General features: G+C 53.3%; 13 protein-coding genes and 1 pseudogene. 9 read left to right on the plus strand and 5 right to left on the minus strand.

The window, feature by feature from the left end:
- Nucleotides 1-417: 417 nt before the first annotated feature.
- The 3 genes and pseudogenes from mmsB to chvE form a co-directional block, all read right to left on the minus strand.
- Nucleotides 418-1,617, minus strand: a complete 1,200-nt coding sequence (gene mmsB, locus BLU05_RS14710; protein ID WP_091881221.1) for a multiple monosaccharide ABC transporter permease — start codon at nt 1,615-1,617, stop codon at nt 418-420.
- The gene (gene mmsA, locus BLU05_RS14715; protein ID WP_091881224.1) at nt 1,614-3,143 is read right to left on the minus strand and encodes a multiple monosaccharide ABC transporter ATP-binding protein; all 1,530 of its coding nucleotides are present in this window, start codon (nt 3,141-3,143) and stop codon (nt 1,614-1,616) included. Before mmsA ends, mmsB begins: the two co-directional genes overlap by 4 nt.
- A gap of 155 nt (nt 3,144-3,298) precedes the next feature.
- A pseudogene (gene chvE / locus BLU05_RS14720) lies at nt 3,299-4,294 on the minus strand (multiple monosaccharide ABC transporter substrate-binding protein); the annotation flags it as partial.
- Nucleotides 4,295-4,680: 386 nt separating this feature from the next.
- Here chvE and araD1 point away from each other — a divergent pair.
- Entirely contained in the window at nt 4,681-5,673 is a 993-nt protein-coding gene (araD1, locus tag BLU05_RS14725; RefSeq protein ID WP_091881227.1) for an AraD1 family protein, read from the plus strand.
- A 55-nt stretch (nt 5,674-5,728) separates the two neighbouring features.
- Nucleotides 5,729-6,505: an SDR family NAD(P)-dependent oxidoreductase gene (locus BLU05_RS14730; RefSeq protein WP_091881229.1), complete on the plus strand. Its 777-nt coding sequence runs from the start codon at nt 5,729-5,731 to the stop codon at nt 6,503-6,505.
- A gap of 7 nt (nt 6,506-6,512) precedes the next feature.
- Here the strand turns inward: BLU05_RS14730 and BLU05_RS14735 are convergent, their stop codons facing one another.
- Entirely contained in the window at nt 6,513-7,187 is a 675-nt protein-coding gene (locus BLU05_RS14735) for a FadR/GntR family transcriptional regulator (protein ID WP_091882265.1), read from the minus strand.
- A gap of 240 nt (nt 7,188-7,427) precedes the next feature.
- On the minus strand, nt 7,428-8,357 hold the full coding sequence (locus tag BLU05_RS14740; protein WP_091881231.1) for a helix-turn-helix domain-containing protein: 930 nt from the start codon (nt 8,355-8,357) through the stop codon (nt 7,428-7,430).
- Between the two features lie 86 nt (nt 8,358-8,443).
- On the opposite strand from BLU05_RS14740, the gene BLU05_RS14745 reads away from it, so the two are divergent.
- The 7 genes from BLU05_RS14745 to BLU05_RS14775 all read left to right on the plus strand — a co-directional run bounded on the left by BLU05_RS14745 (nt 8,444) and on the right by BLU05_RS14775 (nt 16,664).
- Nucleotides 8,444-9,724, plus strand: a complete 1,281-nt coding sequence (locus tag BLU05_RS14745) for an extracellular solute-binding protein (RefSeq protein ID WP_091881233.1) — start codon at nt 8,444-8,446, stop codon at nt 9,722-9,724.
- Nucleotides 9,725-9,808: 84 nt separating this feature from the next.
- Nucleotides 9,809-10,669 (plus strand): carbohydrate ABC transporter permease, encoded by an 861-nt coding sequence (locus tag BLU05_RS14750; RefSeq protein ID WP_091881235.1) that lies wholly within the window; start codon nt 9,809-9,811, stop codon nt 10,667-10,669.
- Entirely contained in the window at nt 10,666-11,502 is an 837-nt protein-coding gene (locus tag BLU05_RS14755; protein WP_091881237.1) for a carbohydrate ABC transporter permease, read from the plus strand. Before BLU05_RS14750 ends, BLU05_RS14755 begins: the two co-directional genes overlap by 4 nt.
- Before the next feature lie 11 nt (nt 11,503-11,513).
- A complete protein-coding gene (gene ugpC / locus BLU05_RS14760; protein WP_091881239.1) occupies nt 11,514-12,602 on the plus strand; it encodes an ABC transporter ATP-binding protein in 1,089 nt (362 codons plus the stop codon).
- A gap of 61 nt (nt 12,603-12,663) precedes the next feature.
- Complete coding sequence (locus BLU05_RS14765) at nt 12,664-14,667, plus strand: aldo/keto reductase (protein ID WP_091881241.1); 2,004 nt, start codon at nt 12,664-12,666, stop codon at nt 14,665-14,667.
- 46 nt (nt 14,668-14,713) lie between these two features.
- Complete coding sequence (locus BLU05_RS14770) at nt 14,714-15,484, plus strand: TIM barrel protein (protein ID WP_091881243.1); 771 nt, start codon at nt 14,714-14,716, stop codon at nt 15,482-15,484.
- A gap of 181 nt (nt 15,485-15,665) precedes the next feature.
- Nucleotides 15,666-16,664, plus strand: coding sequence for a LacI family DNA-binding transcriptional regulator (locus tag BLU05_RS14775; RefSeq protein ID WP_091881245.1), 999 nt, complete (start codon nt 15,666-15,668; stop codon nt 16,662-16,664).
- Nucleotides 16,665-16,681: the final 17 nt, after the last annotated feature.

Raw genomic sequence — 16,681 nt, forward strand, 5'->3', positions numbered from 1 at the left:
CAACAATCCGAAAACTTCCAGAGAGCTTCCTTTAGGGCGCATTCAGCAACCGCCAGCGGCGCCCCGCCCTCGTTGTGTCGGTATATAGACCCCCACCATCAAAACTGTCAACACGCCTTTCCCAAAAAAACGCACAAATCTAAACTTTCTCAAGCCAGCACAACCAACCCTGGGGATAACCAAAACCAACAAACAACCAGAACCCAATAAATACGGGGGTTTTGCCGACAAATCTGAAAATCATGACAGTTATAAATCGTTAACCATAAGCAATATCCCGGTTATCACTGACCGGAAGCATCGCATTTTTCGGCGATTAATGCTGCCTCGGCTAACCAAATGAGCGACTCATACCCCCGGAAGCAATCAGCCCGGCTTAAAAGCCGGGCTGATAAGGTTTTAAAAGAGGCGGCTGATTTAGCCCTTGTTTTTGTTGTAAACGTCGAACACCACAGCTGCGAGCAGGACGAGACCCTTGATCACCTGCTGCCAGTCAATATTGATCCCCATGATCGACATGCCATTGTTCATGACGCCCATGATGAAAGCGCCGATGACAGCTCCCATCACCTGACCCACGCCGCCCATCGCCGATGCTCCACCGATAAAGACAGCCGCAATCACATCAAGTTCGAAGCCCTGCCCCGCCTTTGGCTGCGCTGTATTGAGACGAGCGGCGAAAATCAGACCAGCAAGAGCGGCCAACACACCCATATTGACAAAGGTGAAGAATGTCAGCCGTTCGGTCTTGATGCCCGATAGCTTTGCCGCTTTCTCATTACCCCCCATGGCGTAAATGCGCCGTCCAATGGTCATGCGTTTGGTTGCGAAAACAAAGAGCGCAATCAGCAGGGACATAACGACCAGAACGTTCGGCAAGCCCTTATAGGAAGAAAGAAGATAGGTAAGGAAGAGGATGATGCCGCCAATGATGAGGTTCTTTGCCACGAAGAGTACAAAAGGTTCCCCCTGATACCCGTGGCTCTCGCGCTTCGCCCGTCCACGGATGCTGAAATAGATCATCAGTGCAACAATAGCGATACCAACAAGCATGGACGTGACATTGAAGCCACCCGTGCCGAGCACATCCGGGATAAAACCCGAACTCAAAAGCTGGAATTGCGGTGGGAACGGACCAATCGACTGACCGCCCAGAAGCCACAACGTCAATCCACGGAATACGAGCATGCCTGCAAGAGTAACGATGAAGGACGGGATTTTGTGATAGGCGACCCAATACCCCTGCGCCGCACCAATGATCCCGCCCATGATCAGACAGAGAATCGTCGCTGGAATATAATGGATATGCCATTGAACCATCATCACTGCGGCCAATCCGCCGATGAAACCCGACACTGACCCAACGGAAAGATCGATATGGCCAGCAACGATGACCAACAACATGCCAAGCGCCATGACGATAATATAACTGTTCTGCAGCACGAGGTTGGTCAGGTTAACCGGTTTGAACAATGTCCCATTGGTGGTGAACTGAAAGAACAACATGATCAGGATCAACGCCAACACCAGCCCGTATTCGCGCAGATTACCCTTCATCGGCGATCCGTCCGTCTTAGCTTCGGTCTTGGCCGGGGTCGCCGTGTTTTCTATAGTCATGATGCTTTCCCTTCAGCACGAATAATGGCGCGCATGATTTTGTCCTGGCTCGCTTCTTTAGCGGGCATTTCACCGACGATCCTGCCCTGGTTCATCACATAAATCCGATCACAGACGCCGAGCAGTTCTGGCATTTCCGATGAGATCATCAGCACACTTTTGCCTTCACTCACCAACTGGTTGATGATCGAATAGATTTCATATTTTGCGCCGACATCGATACCGCGCGTTGGCTCATCGAGTATCAAGAGATCAGGGTTGGCAAACAACCACTTTGACAGGACGACCTTCTGCTGGTTGCCGCCGGAAAGATTGCCGGTTTTCTGGTAGATGCTGGACGAACGAATATTGGTCTTGCGACGGTATTCATTGGCCACTTTCAATTCGGCCATATCATCCAGCACACCGCCATGGGATACGCCTTCGAGATTGACGATTGTCGTATTGTGCTTGATGTGGTCGATCAGATTGAGCCCATAGGTCTTGCGATCTTCCGTGACATAGGCAATGCCGTTATCGACAGCTTTGCCAATGGTCGAGACATCGACCTTCTTGCCATTGATGAAAACCTCGCCGCTGATCTTGCGGCCATAGGCCTTGCCAAAGACACTCATGGCAAATTCCGTTCGCCCCGCGCCCATCAGACCGGCAATACCAACGACCTCGCCCTTGCGGACATTCAGATTAATGCCATTGATGACTGTTCTGTCACTATGAACGTGATGGTGGACGACCCAGTCCTTCACTTCAAAGACAACTTCGCCAATGTTCGGCTCGCGCTGCGGAAAGCGATCGGCGAGTTGACGACCGACCATGGACGTCACAATCCGATCTTCGGAAATTGCTTCCTTGTCGAGCGTTTCAATGGTCGCCCCGTCACGCAGGACCGTGATGCGATCGGCAACTTTGCCAACCTCGTTGAGCTTGTGGGAAATCAAAATAGATGAAATGCCCTGGGCTTTGAACTCGAGTAGGAGCTCAAGCAATGCGTCACTGTCTTTTTCGTTGAGGCTTGCTGTCGGCTCATCGAGGATGAGAAGCTCGACCTCTTTCGACAATGCCTTGGCAATCTCCACCAACTGCTGTTTGCCGACACCGAGGTTAGTGATCAAGGTTTGCGGATCTTCCTTCAGGCCAACTTTGGCCAGAAGTTCGCGTGTGCGGGTTTCCGCAACATGCCAATCGATGATCCCGAACCGTGCTGGCTCATTGCCCAGAAAGATGTTCTCGGCAATTGACAGGAGCGGAACCAGTGCCAGCTCCTGATGAATGATAATGATGCCCTTTTCTTCGCTGTCACTGATATCGCGAAAATGCTGCTCTTCCCCGTTATAGTGAATCTCGCCGTCATAGCTGCCATGCGGATAGACGCCGCTCAGCACTTTCATCAGGGTTGATTTTCCGGCGCCATTCTCGCCAACAAGCGCGTGAATTTCACCCTTGCGCACGTTGAGATTGACATTATCAAGCGCTTTCACCCCGGGAAAGGTCTTGGTGATACCGCGCATTTCGAGGATGGTTTCCATCGGGACCCTCATCGACGCCTCATGGCGTTTCTCTTTGCAATTTATAAATGGCGCCGCGGTCTGGTACTACCGGAATGTTCATCCGCAGGCGCCTCTGTCGATACAAAACAAACCCCGCGCGATCAGGCGCAGGGTTTGCCAGGCTTAAAAGGGGCCTACTTGATCTGCGCTTCGGTATAATAACCGCCACCGATCAGGATTTCTTTCCAGTTGGTCTTGTCCACTTCAACCGGCTTCAGAAGATAGGACGGAACAATCTTGACACCGTTATTGTAGGTTTTGGTGTCATTGATTTCAGGCTGTTCACCCTTCAGCACCTTATCGATGAGATTGGATGTAACCTTCGCCAGTTCGCGCGTATCCTTGTAGATCGTCGAGTACTGCTCGCCTGCAATGATCGACTTCACCGAAGGAACCTCCGCATCCTGTCCGGAAACGAACGGGAATGGCTGATCCTTTGTACCGTATCCGACGCCACGCAGTGATGACAGGATGCCGATCGACAGACCGTCATAGGGTGAGAGAACCGCATTGACCTTCTTGTCCGTATAATAAGCGGAAAGAAGGTTATCCATACGAGACTGAGCCACAGCACCGTCCCAACGCAATGTACCAACCTTGTCCATGCCGGTCTGGCCGGATTGGACAACGAGCTTGCCACTGTCAATCAAAGGCTGAAGCACGGACATTGCGCCATTATAGAAGAAGAACGCATTGTTATCGTCAGGCGAACCACCGAAAAGCTCGATATTGAATGGTCCCTTTGCCTCGGGAAGGCCAAGAGCCTTTACGAGTGATCCGGCCTGCAGAACGCCAACCTGGAAGTTGTCGAATGTCGTATAATAGTCGACATTGCCGGAATCGCGGATGAGACGATCATAGGAAATGACCTTGATATTGGCATCATGCGCCTGCTGCAGCACATTGGATAGCGTGGTGCCGTCAATCGCTGCAATGACCAGAACCTTTACACCCTTGGTGACCATGTTCTCGATCTGAGCAAGCTGGTTTGGAATGTCATCTTCCGCATATTGCAGATCAGTGGTGTAGCCGCGTTCTTTCAGCGCCTTCACCATATTGTCTCCGTCAGCAATCCAGCGTGCGGAGGATTTTGTTGGCATCGAAATACCAACAGAGCCCTTGTCCTGGGCAAACCCTTGCGTACCCATCGCGCAAAGCGCGATCAGGCCTGCAGCAACTACTTTAAGCATTTTCACTGGTATCCTCCCAATTTCCCTAATGGACGCAACGTTATTCGAGCATGTTTTCCGGGCGGAATCTTTTTTGCTTATGCCGCCAGCTCCTCCCAGAGCACGATCCTTACAACACTTAACTGAAAAGTATGACTTTTGGAATAGCTCTTTCAAGACGAGCTGAAAAGTCTTTTTTCCAGTGATTGGTGGCACAGCTAAAACGTCATTTTCCACCGTTTACATCAATATAATATTATTATACTATTTTTAGAAATTATTGGCTAAAGGTCAAGAATGAAGTGAAGCTGCCTGTGCTTCACTCGATGTTTCCCGGGAGGATAGACGTGAATCTGGTTCAGTTGCTCAATGCCAATGGAAAGAGGCAGGTTGCCGCGCGCGTAGATGGCCCATTCCGGCACGTAAAGCGGACGAAATCCATTCTGGAATTGGCTCACGCCGCAATCGAAGCGAAATCCAGTCTCGCCAACATCGTCGAAGAACGCGGACTGGGCAAGGTAATCGACGTTGAGGCTGCCTATGCCGAAGGACGCCTGCTTTCACCCATTGATACGCACGACCCAGCACACATCCATTTAACGGGAACAGGTCTCACTCATCTTGGGTCGGCTGCAACGCGCGATGCCATGCATCGCACGATCGACGATGCCAAGGAAGAGGCCCTGACGGACTCGATGAAGATGTTCCGTATGGGCCTTGAAGGCGGCAAACCCAAAAAAGGTCAGACCGGTGTGCAGCCTGAATGGTTCTACAAGGGCAATGGCACAATGCTCACGGGTCCCGGCCAGCCGCTTTTATCTCCAGCCTTTGCCGAGGATGCCGGTGAAGAACCTGAGATTGCCGGCGTCTATGTTATCGGTCCTGACGGCTCGCCTTTCCGCATTGGCTTTGCGCTGGCCAATGAATTCTCCGACCATGTCACCGAACGCGTCAATTATCTCTTTCTCGCCCATTCCAAACTACGTCCCTGCGCGCTTGGACCGGAATTGATTGTGGGTGATTTGCCTGCGGATATCCGTGGCAGTTCACGTATTCTACGCAAGGGCAAAGCGATCTGGGAAAAGCCATTTCTATCGGGTGAAGACAACATGTCCCATACGATAGCCAATCTCGAGCATCATCATTTCAAATATTCGCTATTCCGGCAGCCCGGTGATGTCCATGTCCACATGTTCGGGACTGCTACACTGTCTTTCGCCGACGGTATCAAGACCGAGAATGGCGATGTTTTTGAAATCGAAGCGCCCGCGTTTGGTTTGCCTTTGCGCAATCCGCTGAAGGTGGAAAAGCCAGTCAAGGTAAAGGTGACAACACTTTAGGCGATCAAGCTGCCAGCCAATTCCCCTTTTTTACCACCGCAACAATGGTGTCGCCATGACAAACACATCACCCGTTTTCGCGCGCTATCCCGGCCTTGTCGACAAGCCCGTCTTTATATCAGGCGGCGCGACAGGAATTGGCGAGATGATTGTGCGCGCCTTTGCGGCGGAAGGTGCCAAGGTGGGATTTGTCGATCTTGCCGAGGCGGCGGGCAAGACGCTGGCGGAGGAGCTGAACACAGCCGGAGGCAAGGTGACGTTTCGTGCGGCTGACATTACGGATATCAGCACCTACCAAAAGATCATCCGGGAAATCGAGAAGATACAGGGCGCAGCGACCGTGCTTATCAACAATGCGGCCAACGATACGCGCCATGACTGGCGGGAGGTAACACCGGATTATTTCGATCAACGTATCGCTGTAAACCTGCGCCATATGTTCTTTGCCATTCAGGCAGTTGCACCGGCAATGATTGAGGCTGGTGGCGGTTCGATCATCAATTTCGGTTCCGTGGGCTGGATGATGGCCTCCGGCGGATATCCCGGTTATGCCTCAGCCAAGTCGGCCGTCCACGGCTTGACCCGCTCCTTCGCCCGTGACTTGGGCAAACACGGTATCCGGGTCAATACGTTGGTGCCGGGCTGGGTGATGACCAAGCGTCAGCTTGATCTATGGGTTGATGATGCAGCGAATGAATTGATCGACCGCAGCCAGTGTCTTGCTGGACGCGTCCTGCCTGAAGACATAGCCCGCATGGCTCTCTTCCTTGCCTCGGATGATTCAAAAATGTGCTCGGCGCAGAATTTTATCGTCGATGGTGGCTGGGTCTGATCTCAGATCAATCCGGGCTTGAAGCAGCTAGTACACGCTCGGCACCATCCTGAATAACGCCGCGCATAGCTTCTTTGGCAGCCACAACATTCCGGTCCCTGATGGCGTCTGCTATGGCTTTGTGCCGGGCAACGGAATGCATGTGGCGCTCGGAATTGGGTATGGGTGAGCTGATCGTGAACGTTGTCACCAGAGCCACTTCGATCAAAGCACTGATAGACCGCATGAACGGATTGCCGGAGGCTTCCGCAATGGCAATATGAAACTGCAGATCGCTATGGACGAAATGAGCAGGCGTTTCCCGTGCGCTGCCCATTTCATCAACCCATTCGTAGAGTTTTTGGAGCTGCGTATCGGTTCGCCGTAAACAGGCAAGACCGGCGGCCTCGGGCTCCAGCGCCAGCCGCATTTCGACAATACTCGACAGGAAATTGGCACTGGCTCCAGCTTCAAAATGCCAGACAAGAATATCTGGGTCAAAGAGGTTCCAGTTTGACCGCTCCAATACCCGTGTGCCAATCTTGGCCTTGGGTTGAATGAGCCCTTTCGCCGCCAATGTTTTTAACGCCTCGCGCAGGACCGTTCTGGATACGCCGAAGCGTTCAAGCAGTTCCGCATCCCCCGGCAGAATGCTGTTCTCGGGATAAGAACCATTGACGATCCGCAAGCCAAGATCACGCATGACATGACCGTGATGCGTGCGCGAATGGCCCGCAGTGCGAAAATCATAATTACTGAGTTTGTTTTCTACCAAGTGTATCCCTGCGACTGGTGGTTGCTTCTCATTGCAGAAGCAAATATTGATCAATCCACTCAATATGCGGACGCAATCTACTTCGCCAGTCCCTCCCTTCACATCATTTATAATATTATATGATCAATAACAATTCTCATTATTAACTAGTCGCGGTTCCGGCTGGCCTTATGGCAAATTCTGCATTCCGGATGAGGCACTGCTCAACTGTCCTCCACTGCGCATATCACGACGGAAGTCTGATGGAGACATACCTGCAATATTACGGAAGGATTTGTTGAAGGCGCTGAGCGAGCCAAATCCGCTATCCATCGCGACCTGCAGGACATTCGCCCCGTCCCGTAGCAGCATCGCCTGCGCATAAGACAGCCGTAGCAAGCTGACATAATTGTTCAGTGTCATCCCTGTGGATTTTTTGAAAACATTCATCGCATATTTGGGATGAACGCCCGCCGAAGTGGCGATATTGACTGAGTCAATATCGTGCAGGAAGTTACCGGCAATGAAATCACACATCCGTGCAACCACCCGGGACGACTGCTGGCTCGATTGTTCGCCAGAAGAATGCGCCCGGCAATCCGGCATCATCTTATATGGTTCGAATCCCACCCGTTCGATCCGCAACAATAATTCGTTGACCGCGTGTTCCGCCTTCACCGGATCGCCTGACCGGGCATAGCTATACCAACGCGCAAAGTTCTCCTTGTCTGCAGCGTCGGTCGCAGATGTCACCAATGTTGCCCCCTGCATCAATTGGCTCGGAACGCTTTCCGGCAAACGCATACGAAAGAAATGCACGAGGGGCAGATGCGCGCCTGCATAAATTGAATCGTCAGATGAATCATCCATCTGGTGCGGCTGACCGCCCCAGAACAGGCACATATCTCCCGCATTAAGTTGGATTGCGTGATCGTTCATCCGATAATGTACTGAACCGCGTATGATATAGTTGACTTCGACCTGTGCATGCCAATGGGGCATCGCCATAACAGGCGGGTGATTGTGAAACATTTGCAGAGCAGTCGGCAGACCTTCGACACTGCTTGCGCCCGGCTGATAGATCGGCCTGTCTCCCATCTTACTTTCCGCCCAATTCATATTCCCTTTATGGGAGACACACGCTCCCTTGTCGCTAGTGTAGCCATGTTCGCAAAGAACGGGCAATTGAAAAGGGAGGATTTTCAATGGGCTGTAAATTTCTTGGCGCGACAGCACTTGTCGCAGCATTGGCTTTGGGTTCTGCACCGGCACTGGCCCAGCCTACCGAAATCACCATCTGGAGCTGGAATGTTGCGGCGTCTTCGCTGAAGTCGACATTGGAAGGCTTCAACAAGCAATTTCCTGACATAAAGGTAACGGTTCAAGATCTTGGCAATCAGCAGGTCTTTGACAAGACGCTTGCAGCCTGTGCAGCTGGCGGTGACGGTTTGCCCGATATCGTGACAATCGAGAACTTCGAAGCTGAGATTTTCTGGAACCGTTTTCCCGATTGTTTCGCCAATCTGAAAGACCTTGGCTACACCAGTGAGATACAAGCCAAATTCCCGGAGTTCAAACGCACTGAACTTGAGGTTGGCGATGTTGCCTATGCCATGCCGTGGGACTCAGGCCCCGTTGCCGTTTTCTACCGGCGTGACTTTTACGAGAAGGCGGGCGTTGATCCTAAAAGCGTAAAATCATGGGATGATTTCATAGCTGCCGGCAAGAAAATCGCAGCCGCCAATCCGGGCGTTGTCATGGCGCAGGCAGATTTCAACGGTGACAGCGAATGGTTCCGCATGATCTCCAATGAACAGGGATGCGGATACTTTTCGACCGATGGCCAGACCATCACAATCAACCACCCCGCGTGCGTCGCCACGCTGGATAAGATCAAGCAGATGAAAGATGCCGGAACCCTGACGGCGGCCAACTGGGACGAAAAGGTACAGTCCAACACAGCGGGCACGGTTGCTAGTCAGGTTTATGGTGGCTGGTATGAAGGTACTGTCCGCACCAATTCTCCCAAGCTTACGGGCAAATGGGGCGTCTATCTTATGCCAAGTCTCACCGCCGATGGTCCGCACGCGGCCAATCTTGGTGGCTCATCACTGGCAATCAGCAATGGCTCCCAGCACAAGGAAGCGGCCTGGACCTATCTGAATTACACACTCGGTACGGATGAAGGGCAGATCGCGATGCTCAAGAGTTTCGGTCTGGTACCATCGCTACTCAGTGCGGAGAAACAACCCTTCGTTTCTGAACCACAGCCCTATTGGGATGGTCAGGCGGTTTGGGCTGACATTCTCGGCACATTGCCAAAGGTTGTGGCAAGCCGTGGCACTGCATTTCAGAGCGACGCTGACGGTATCTACAAGGCGACCCAAACCAAGTATTTCGCCGGAGGATATCCAGACGCCAAAGCGGCACTCGACGACGCGGCAAACCAGATCGCATCGGCGACAGGACTGCCAATCGCTCAATAAGCTCAATGCCGGATAGGCGTGGGAGCGCATATCCGGCATTCAGGTGGAAGACCTGACTGGCTTGATCGTCGTGGAGGATAATTGATGCAACTGCGCAACCGGGCCGCCTATGGGTTTCTCGCCCCTTACCTTCTGATCTTCGCGGCGTTCTGGATATGGCCGATCATCAGTTCGTTTCTAATGTCGTTCCAGAATACCCGCGTGAACCCGTGGGTCTTCAGCTTCGGGGCCAATTGGGGCCGGCTCTTTAACGACCCTGCATTCTACAATGCACTGAAGAACACCATGATCATCCTGATCATTCAGGTCCCGGTGATGATCACGCTGGCAACAATTATGGCTGTGCTGCTCAATTCCCCGCTTTTGAAAGCGCGCGGCCTCTTCCGCTTTGCCTTCTTTGCACCCGTCGTGGTTGGCGAGGTCGCCTATGCCGCCGTGTTTCGCCTCATGTTCAATCTTGATTTCGGCATTATCAACAAACTGCTGAACGGCATTGGCATCGCGTCCATATCCTGGTTTGCCGAAGCTCCGGCAGCTATGGCGCTGCTGATCATTGCCGTGACCTGGCGGTGGGCCGGGTACAATGCGATCATCATTCTGGCCGGGCTTCAGTCCATTCCCGGTGACGTTTACGAGGCGGCAACGCTGGATCGCGTCAGCAAAATCAGGCAATTCATCTACATCACGCTGCCGCTTCTCAAACCGATTATCCTTTTCTGTGTGATCCTGTCGATCATCGGGTCCATGCAGCTCTTCACCGAACCATTCCTGATCACCAATCGTGGCGGGCCCGGCGGCGGAACGGAAACTCTTGGTCTGTTTCTGTACCGGCAAGGCTTTACCTCGCTCAACTTCGGTTACGCCTCAGCCATCGCCTACACCATGGCTGCGCTGGCAATCCTGATTTCACTGCTCAATCTCTGGGTCGGGAGGGACGAGAAATGAGTTCCCAATCGCGCTCAACACTGATCCGTTCGCTGTCCCTGCACGCTGTTCTGATACCGCTGGCGATTGTCTGGCTGTTTCCGCTGTGGATGATGTTCGTCTTCGCGACCATGCCGGATTACGGCATTTTCAGCCCGCAGATCGAACTCCTGCCATCAACCCATTTCTTCGAAAACCTGAGCAATCTGCAGGCGGATACGGATTTCATCCGGGCTTTGATGATTTCGATCAGCGTTGCGATTGTTTACACGATCCTATCGGTTCTGCTCACCTCAATGGCTGGCTGGGCGCTGGCGCGTTACCATTTCATTGGCAAGTCGCTTGTCGTGGCGATTATCCTCGGCACGATTACCCTCCCCTATTTTGTTGTGGTGATCCCGCAATTCATCATGGTGGCGCGTGAATTCAAGATGGCCAACACGTGGATCGCGCTCATTGTGCCGCCTCTCTTTAATTCGCTTGGCGTCCTGTTCATGCGTCAGGCCTTTTCGATGATGCCCGCTGAACTCTTCGATGCAGCACGGGTCGAAGGTGTCAAGGAATGGCAGATATTCCTGCGCATTGCCCTGCCGCTTGCACGACCAACCATGGCGGCACTGGCGATCATTCTCTTTCTCGCCTCCTGGAACAACTATCTCTGGCCGCTGCTGATCAATTCACGGCCCGGCATGCTGACTGCTCCTGTTGCGCTGGGAACATTGATCGGCCTCACCAAAGTATCGTGGGGTGGGATCATGGCAGGCGCTGTGATGCTCACAGCTCCAATCCTCATCATTTTCATTCTGTTGCAGCGCCACTTCATCGCCGGCATCGCCGCTGGTGCAATCAAATAGGAAACCGCCGCATGGCTGAACTTTCACTCAAGAATGTCATCAAACGCTTCGGCTCCTACGAGATCATCCGCAATGCCAGCCTTGATGTGGCCGATGGTGAATTCGTGGTTTTTGTCGGCCCATCCGGTTGTGGCAAATCCACCCTGCTCCGGATGATTGCCGGACTTGAACACATAACCGACGGCGAAATCCACATCGGCAATAAACTCGTCAATGACATCGAACCGGCAGATCGCGGTATCGCCATGGTGTTCCAGTCCTATGCTCTTTATCCCCACATGACCGTCGAAGAGAATCTGGCATTCGGCCTGCGCATGACCGGCAATCCGAAAGCCGATACGGATCGCCGGGTTCAGCGCGTCGCGGATATCCTTCAGATCAAGGAGCTGATGCAACGTCGTCCGAAACAGCTTTCGGGCGGGCAGCGGCAGCGTGTTGCCATTGGCCGCGCCATTGTGCGCGAGCCGCAGGTTTTCCTGTTTGACGAACCTCTTTCCAATCTGGACGCAGAACTGCGGGTACAGATGCGCGTCGAAATTTCCCGGCTGCACAAGGAGCTGGGTACCACCATGATTTATGTCACCCATGACCAGACAGAAGCCATGACACTTGCAGACAAGATCGTGGTACTTCGAGGCGGCAATATCGAACAGATCGGCGCGCCGCTTGATCTCTATGACAATCCAGCCAACCAGTTTGTTGCCGGTTTTGTCGGCTCTCCCAAGATGAACTTCATGAGCACAGAGATTGTTGCTGCAGATAGCGCAAGCGTCACCATTGCGCTCTTGAATCAGGGCAAGGTCCATCTCACCCTGCCCATAAAAAACCCGCCGCCTGCTATTGGCGAAAGGGTCACGCTGGGCGTGCGTCCAGAACATTTCGTCAAGGCAGGCCACGGTGATGCTGACCTTACAATCACAGTGGATGTTGCCGAACACCTCGGCAACACCAGTTACATCTACGCCAATGTTGCGGGCGGCGAACAGCTGATCATCGAACGTGAAGAATCCCGCACAGAACTCAAGACCGACACACTGACCGTTGCCATCAAATCCAGCCATGCCCTGTTGTTCGACAGTGCAGGAAACAGACTTCGATAAACCGAATTTCGATCTCCCCGCCATACTCCCGGTGGCAAAACTAATCCAAAGAGGACATAGCATGACTGACACAGCATCAATCCGTTGGGGCATTATCGGCCCCGGCACAATTGCCCGCACCTTTGCTGGCGGCGTTGCCCATTCCACGACAGGCAAGCTCGTCGCCATTGCTTCGCGCAATCCGGATAGGCCGGAACTGGCAAGCCATTTTCCCGGCGCGCGCATTGTCAACGGCTATGACGCCTTGCTTGATGACCCTGAGGTTGACGCCATTTATGTCTCAACGCCCCATACCGGACATGCCGAGTGGGCAATCAAGGCCATTCGCGCGGGAAAACATGTGCTGGTGGAAAAACCGATAGCCCTCAGTGCTTACGATGCCGATGCAATCTTCCACGAGGCCCGCAAGGCCGGTGTCTTCGCAGGTGAAGCATTCATGTATCGCGTTCACCCGCAAACCATCAAACTCATCGAATTGGTCAAAAGCGGAACCATAGGCGATGTACGTATTATCAGATCAAGCTTCGGCTTCAACATGGGCAGCGTCAAACCCGAGCACCGCCTGTTTGCCAATGAAACAGCAGGCGGCGGTATCCTCGATGTCGGCTGCTATCCCGTATCGATGACACGATTGATCGCAGGCAGTGTCGAGGGCAAGCCGTTCCTTGATCCTGAATTCGTGTCGGGCGCCGGTCATCTCGGCGAAACCGGCGTTGATCAATGGGCTTCTGCCCTGTTGAAATTCCCAAACGGAATTATCGCTGAAGTATCCTGCTCGATCATGGTAGATCAGGATAATACCCTGCGCATCATCGGCTCAACAGGCCGTATCGAGGTCAAGGATTTCTGGTACGCTTCGGGTCAACAGGGCGGCATCGGCAAGATCGAGATTCACCGGCACAACAAACCGCAAGAAACAATCGAATTTGAGGAAAGCCGTTGGCTCTATTCCTTCGAAGTGGATGCAGCAGGCGAAGCCATCCATAATAAACGGCAGGAGTTTGCCGCGCCAGGCATGAGCTGGGCTGACTCTATCGGCAATTTGCGGGTACTTGATCAGTGGCGTGCCGCAATAGGGCTTGAATACAGCATCGAGGCCGCCGCAAAGCGGACGACGATTTCCGGCGCCAAGCCAGTGCCGGGCAAGAACGTACCAAGACGGGCGATCCCCGGTCTTGCAAAGCAGACTTCATCCGTTGCACTCGGCTTTGAATTCTTTCCAAACTTCGCTGCTGCTTCCCTGACACTCGATGCCTATTATGAGGCGGGCGGCAATCTGTTCGACACGGCCTATATCTATGCAAACGGGAAAACCGAAGAGATATTCGGTGACTGGCATACGAGCCGCAATGTTCCGCGTGACGATGTGGTCCTGATTGGCAAAGGTGCCCACTCCCCGCTTTGCTACCCTGATGTCATCGCCAAGCAGCTCTCACGGTCGCTGGAGCGCTTGAAAACCGATTATGTCGATATCTATTTCATGCATCGTGACAATCCCGACATTCCCGTGGGTGAATTCGTCGACGCGATGGATGCTGAGGTCAAAGCTGGTCGCATTCGTGGTCCATTTGGCGGATCAAACTGGACACGGGAGCGGATGGACGAGGCTATTGCCTATGCGGAGAAGAATGGCAAGACGGCACCCGGCGCCCTGTCGAACAATTTCTCATTGGCTGAGATGCTGGACCCAATCTGGGCGGGTTGCGTTGCTGCGTCTGACGATGCGTGGAAAACATGGCTCAATAAAAAGCAAATGCCCAACTTCGCATGGTCCAGTCAAGGCCGCGGCTTCTTTACGGATCGCGCGGGCCGCGACAAGCGGGACGATGAAGAATTGGTACGGGTCTGGTATTCGGAGAAGAATTTCGGACGTCGTGACCGGGCCATAGAGCTTGCAGGGAAACTTGGTCGCAATCCTATTCATGTAGCTCTGGCCTATGTGCTGGCCCAACCCTCTCCCGTCATTCCGCTGATTGGACCACGCACACTTGGCGAGCTTGAGGATAGCCTTTCGGCACTCGACATCAATCTCACGCCAGATCAGGTGAAATGGCTGGAAGGCTAGGCTTGGATGTGGCAAGCAGGGATACCGGTTTGGCGAGGATGAAGCGATGAAGTATTCGGCATGTATCGAGTGGTTGTTTGCTGAAGAATCGCCGGATTTCGCCAACCGTATCCGCTTGGCCGGAGATGCGGGTCTGGATGCAGTTGAGTTCTGGAAATGGACCGAGAAGGATATTCCTGCGGTCGAGAAGGCGTTGGCTGAAACAAAGCTCGCTCTGTCCAGCCTCGTTGCGGAACCCATGATTCCGCTGACTGATCCTGCCAACCATGACGCCTTTCTGATAGGCCTGCGGGCCAGCGCTCATATGGCAAACCGGCTGGGTGCCAAGGTGCTCATCGCGCAGGCCGGGGATGATCTTCCCGGCCGTACCCGCGCCGAGCAGCATCAGGCTTTGGTCGATTGCATGACGCAGGCTGCCGATGTGCTTGCGGGAACAGGCGTCGTTCTGGGTCTCGAACCACTCAACACACTGATCGACCACAAGGGCTATTTCCTTCATTCAACGGTTGAAGGCCTTGATATTATCGATGAAGTGAACAGGCCAGAAATCCGGATTGTCTACGATATCTATCATTCCCTCGTGATGGGAGAAGAGACCGCAAAAGTGCTCGACGGCCGGGTTGATCGGGTTGCGCACGTCCATGTTGCCGATCATCCGGGCCGCAATGAGCCGGGCAGTAGGACACTGGAACTGTCAAAGTCTTTGAACTGGTTGTTCGATAATGGCTATGATGGCTTTGTCGGATTGGAATACAGGCCAACGGCTGGCACCAAATCCAGTCTTGAGACGACATTCCGGGCGCTCGGCTCACGCTAAAACCTTTCCGGCTTAAATAGAATCGTTCTGCCGGAAAGGCTCTGGAACGGCGTTTTGCTATTGAAGTATCAATGGTTAAGCAGGTAAGCAGGACGTGATCCGCACTTCACGTCACTACGTCGCAATCATTCATGTGCAACAAGGCGGGATAGCGGATCAGACATGAAGGATGCCGATATCCATGACCGAGCCCCGCAAACGCCAGACCCTGCCGACCATTGCGGATGTCGCTGAACTCGCCGGCGTTTCCCGCGCTATCGCATCGCGGGCCCTCTCAACTGAACCGCGGCCAGTGTCGGCTGACAAGCGCGAACGGGTGCTGGCAGCAGCGGCAAAACTTGGCTTCAAACCCAATCTTCTCGCGCGAAGCCTGACCACCAAAACTGTCAATCTCGTCGCTGTCATCGTCAACCACATCCACGATCTTTCCGATCTAGACCTGTTTGATCTCCTGATCAGTCAGATACAATCCATCGGCAAGCAGGTGATTTTTGTTCGTGTTGGCTCCGCCGAACGCATAGATGAATTCCTGCGCAATGGTATCGCCTATCACGTCGACGCAGCCCTTGTATTTTCAGACTTCGCCGATGCAGAGACAGTACGGAAAATGTTCCGTAACGACAGCGTTTTAATGCTCAATGGCATGCGCGACGCAAATTCTCCTGCCATCATACCCGATGAACGGATCGGCATTGCTGCGGCGGTAGCGGATGCCGCCCGCAAAGGCGTGCGCAGTGCGATCCTTGTTACCGGTCGCGCAGCTTCTCCTGTCGAACAAGCCCGCATTGCAATCTATAAATCGGAGCTGATGCGCCAAGAAATTAAGCTGGTCGCAGAACTGCCGGGCGACTATTCCTATCAAAGTGGACGTCAGGTCGCATCCTCAACCAACTGGCAAGCAGCCGAAGCCGTTTTCTGCACATCCGACGCCATGGCTATGGGTATCCTCGATATCCATCGACGAGACTTCCCGGCCAACAAGTCTGAATCATTTCGGCTGTATGGCTTCGATGACGTAACCCTAGCCGAATATGAGGCCTATCCCATCTCCTCGATAGGCTACGACAAGGCCACTTACATCAATGAAATCCTGAAGTTTTTGCGGGAACCTGCTTTGTTCAGTTCAGGAGAGAAACTGATACAGGTGCCAACCTATTTCGTTTCGCGGTCCAGTTCCTGACCGAAAGAGAAAAGGCC

The organism is Phyllobacterium sp. OV277 (genome assembly GCF_900104355.1).
Taxonomy (GTDB): Bacteria; Pseudomonadota; Alphaproteobacteria; order Rhizobiales; family Rhizobiaceae; genus Phyllobacterium.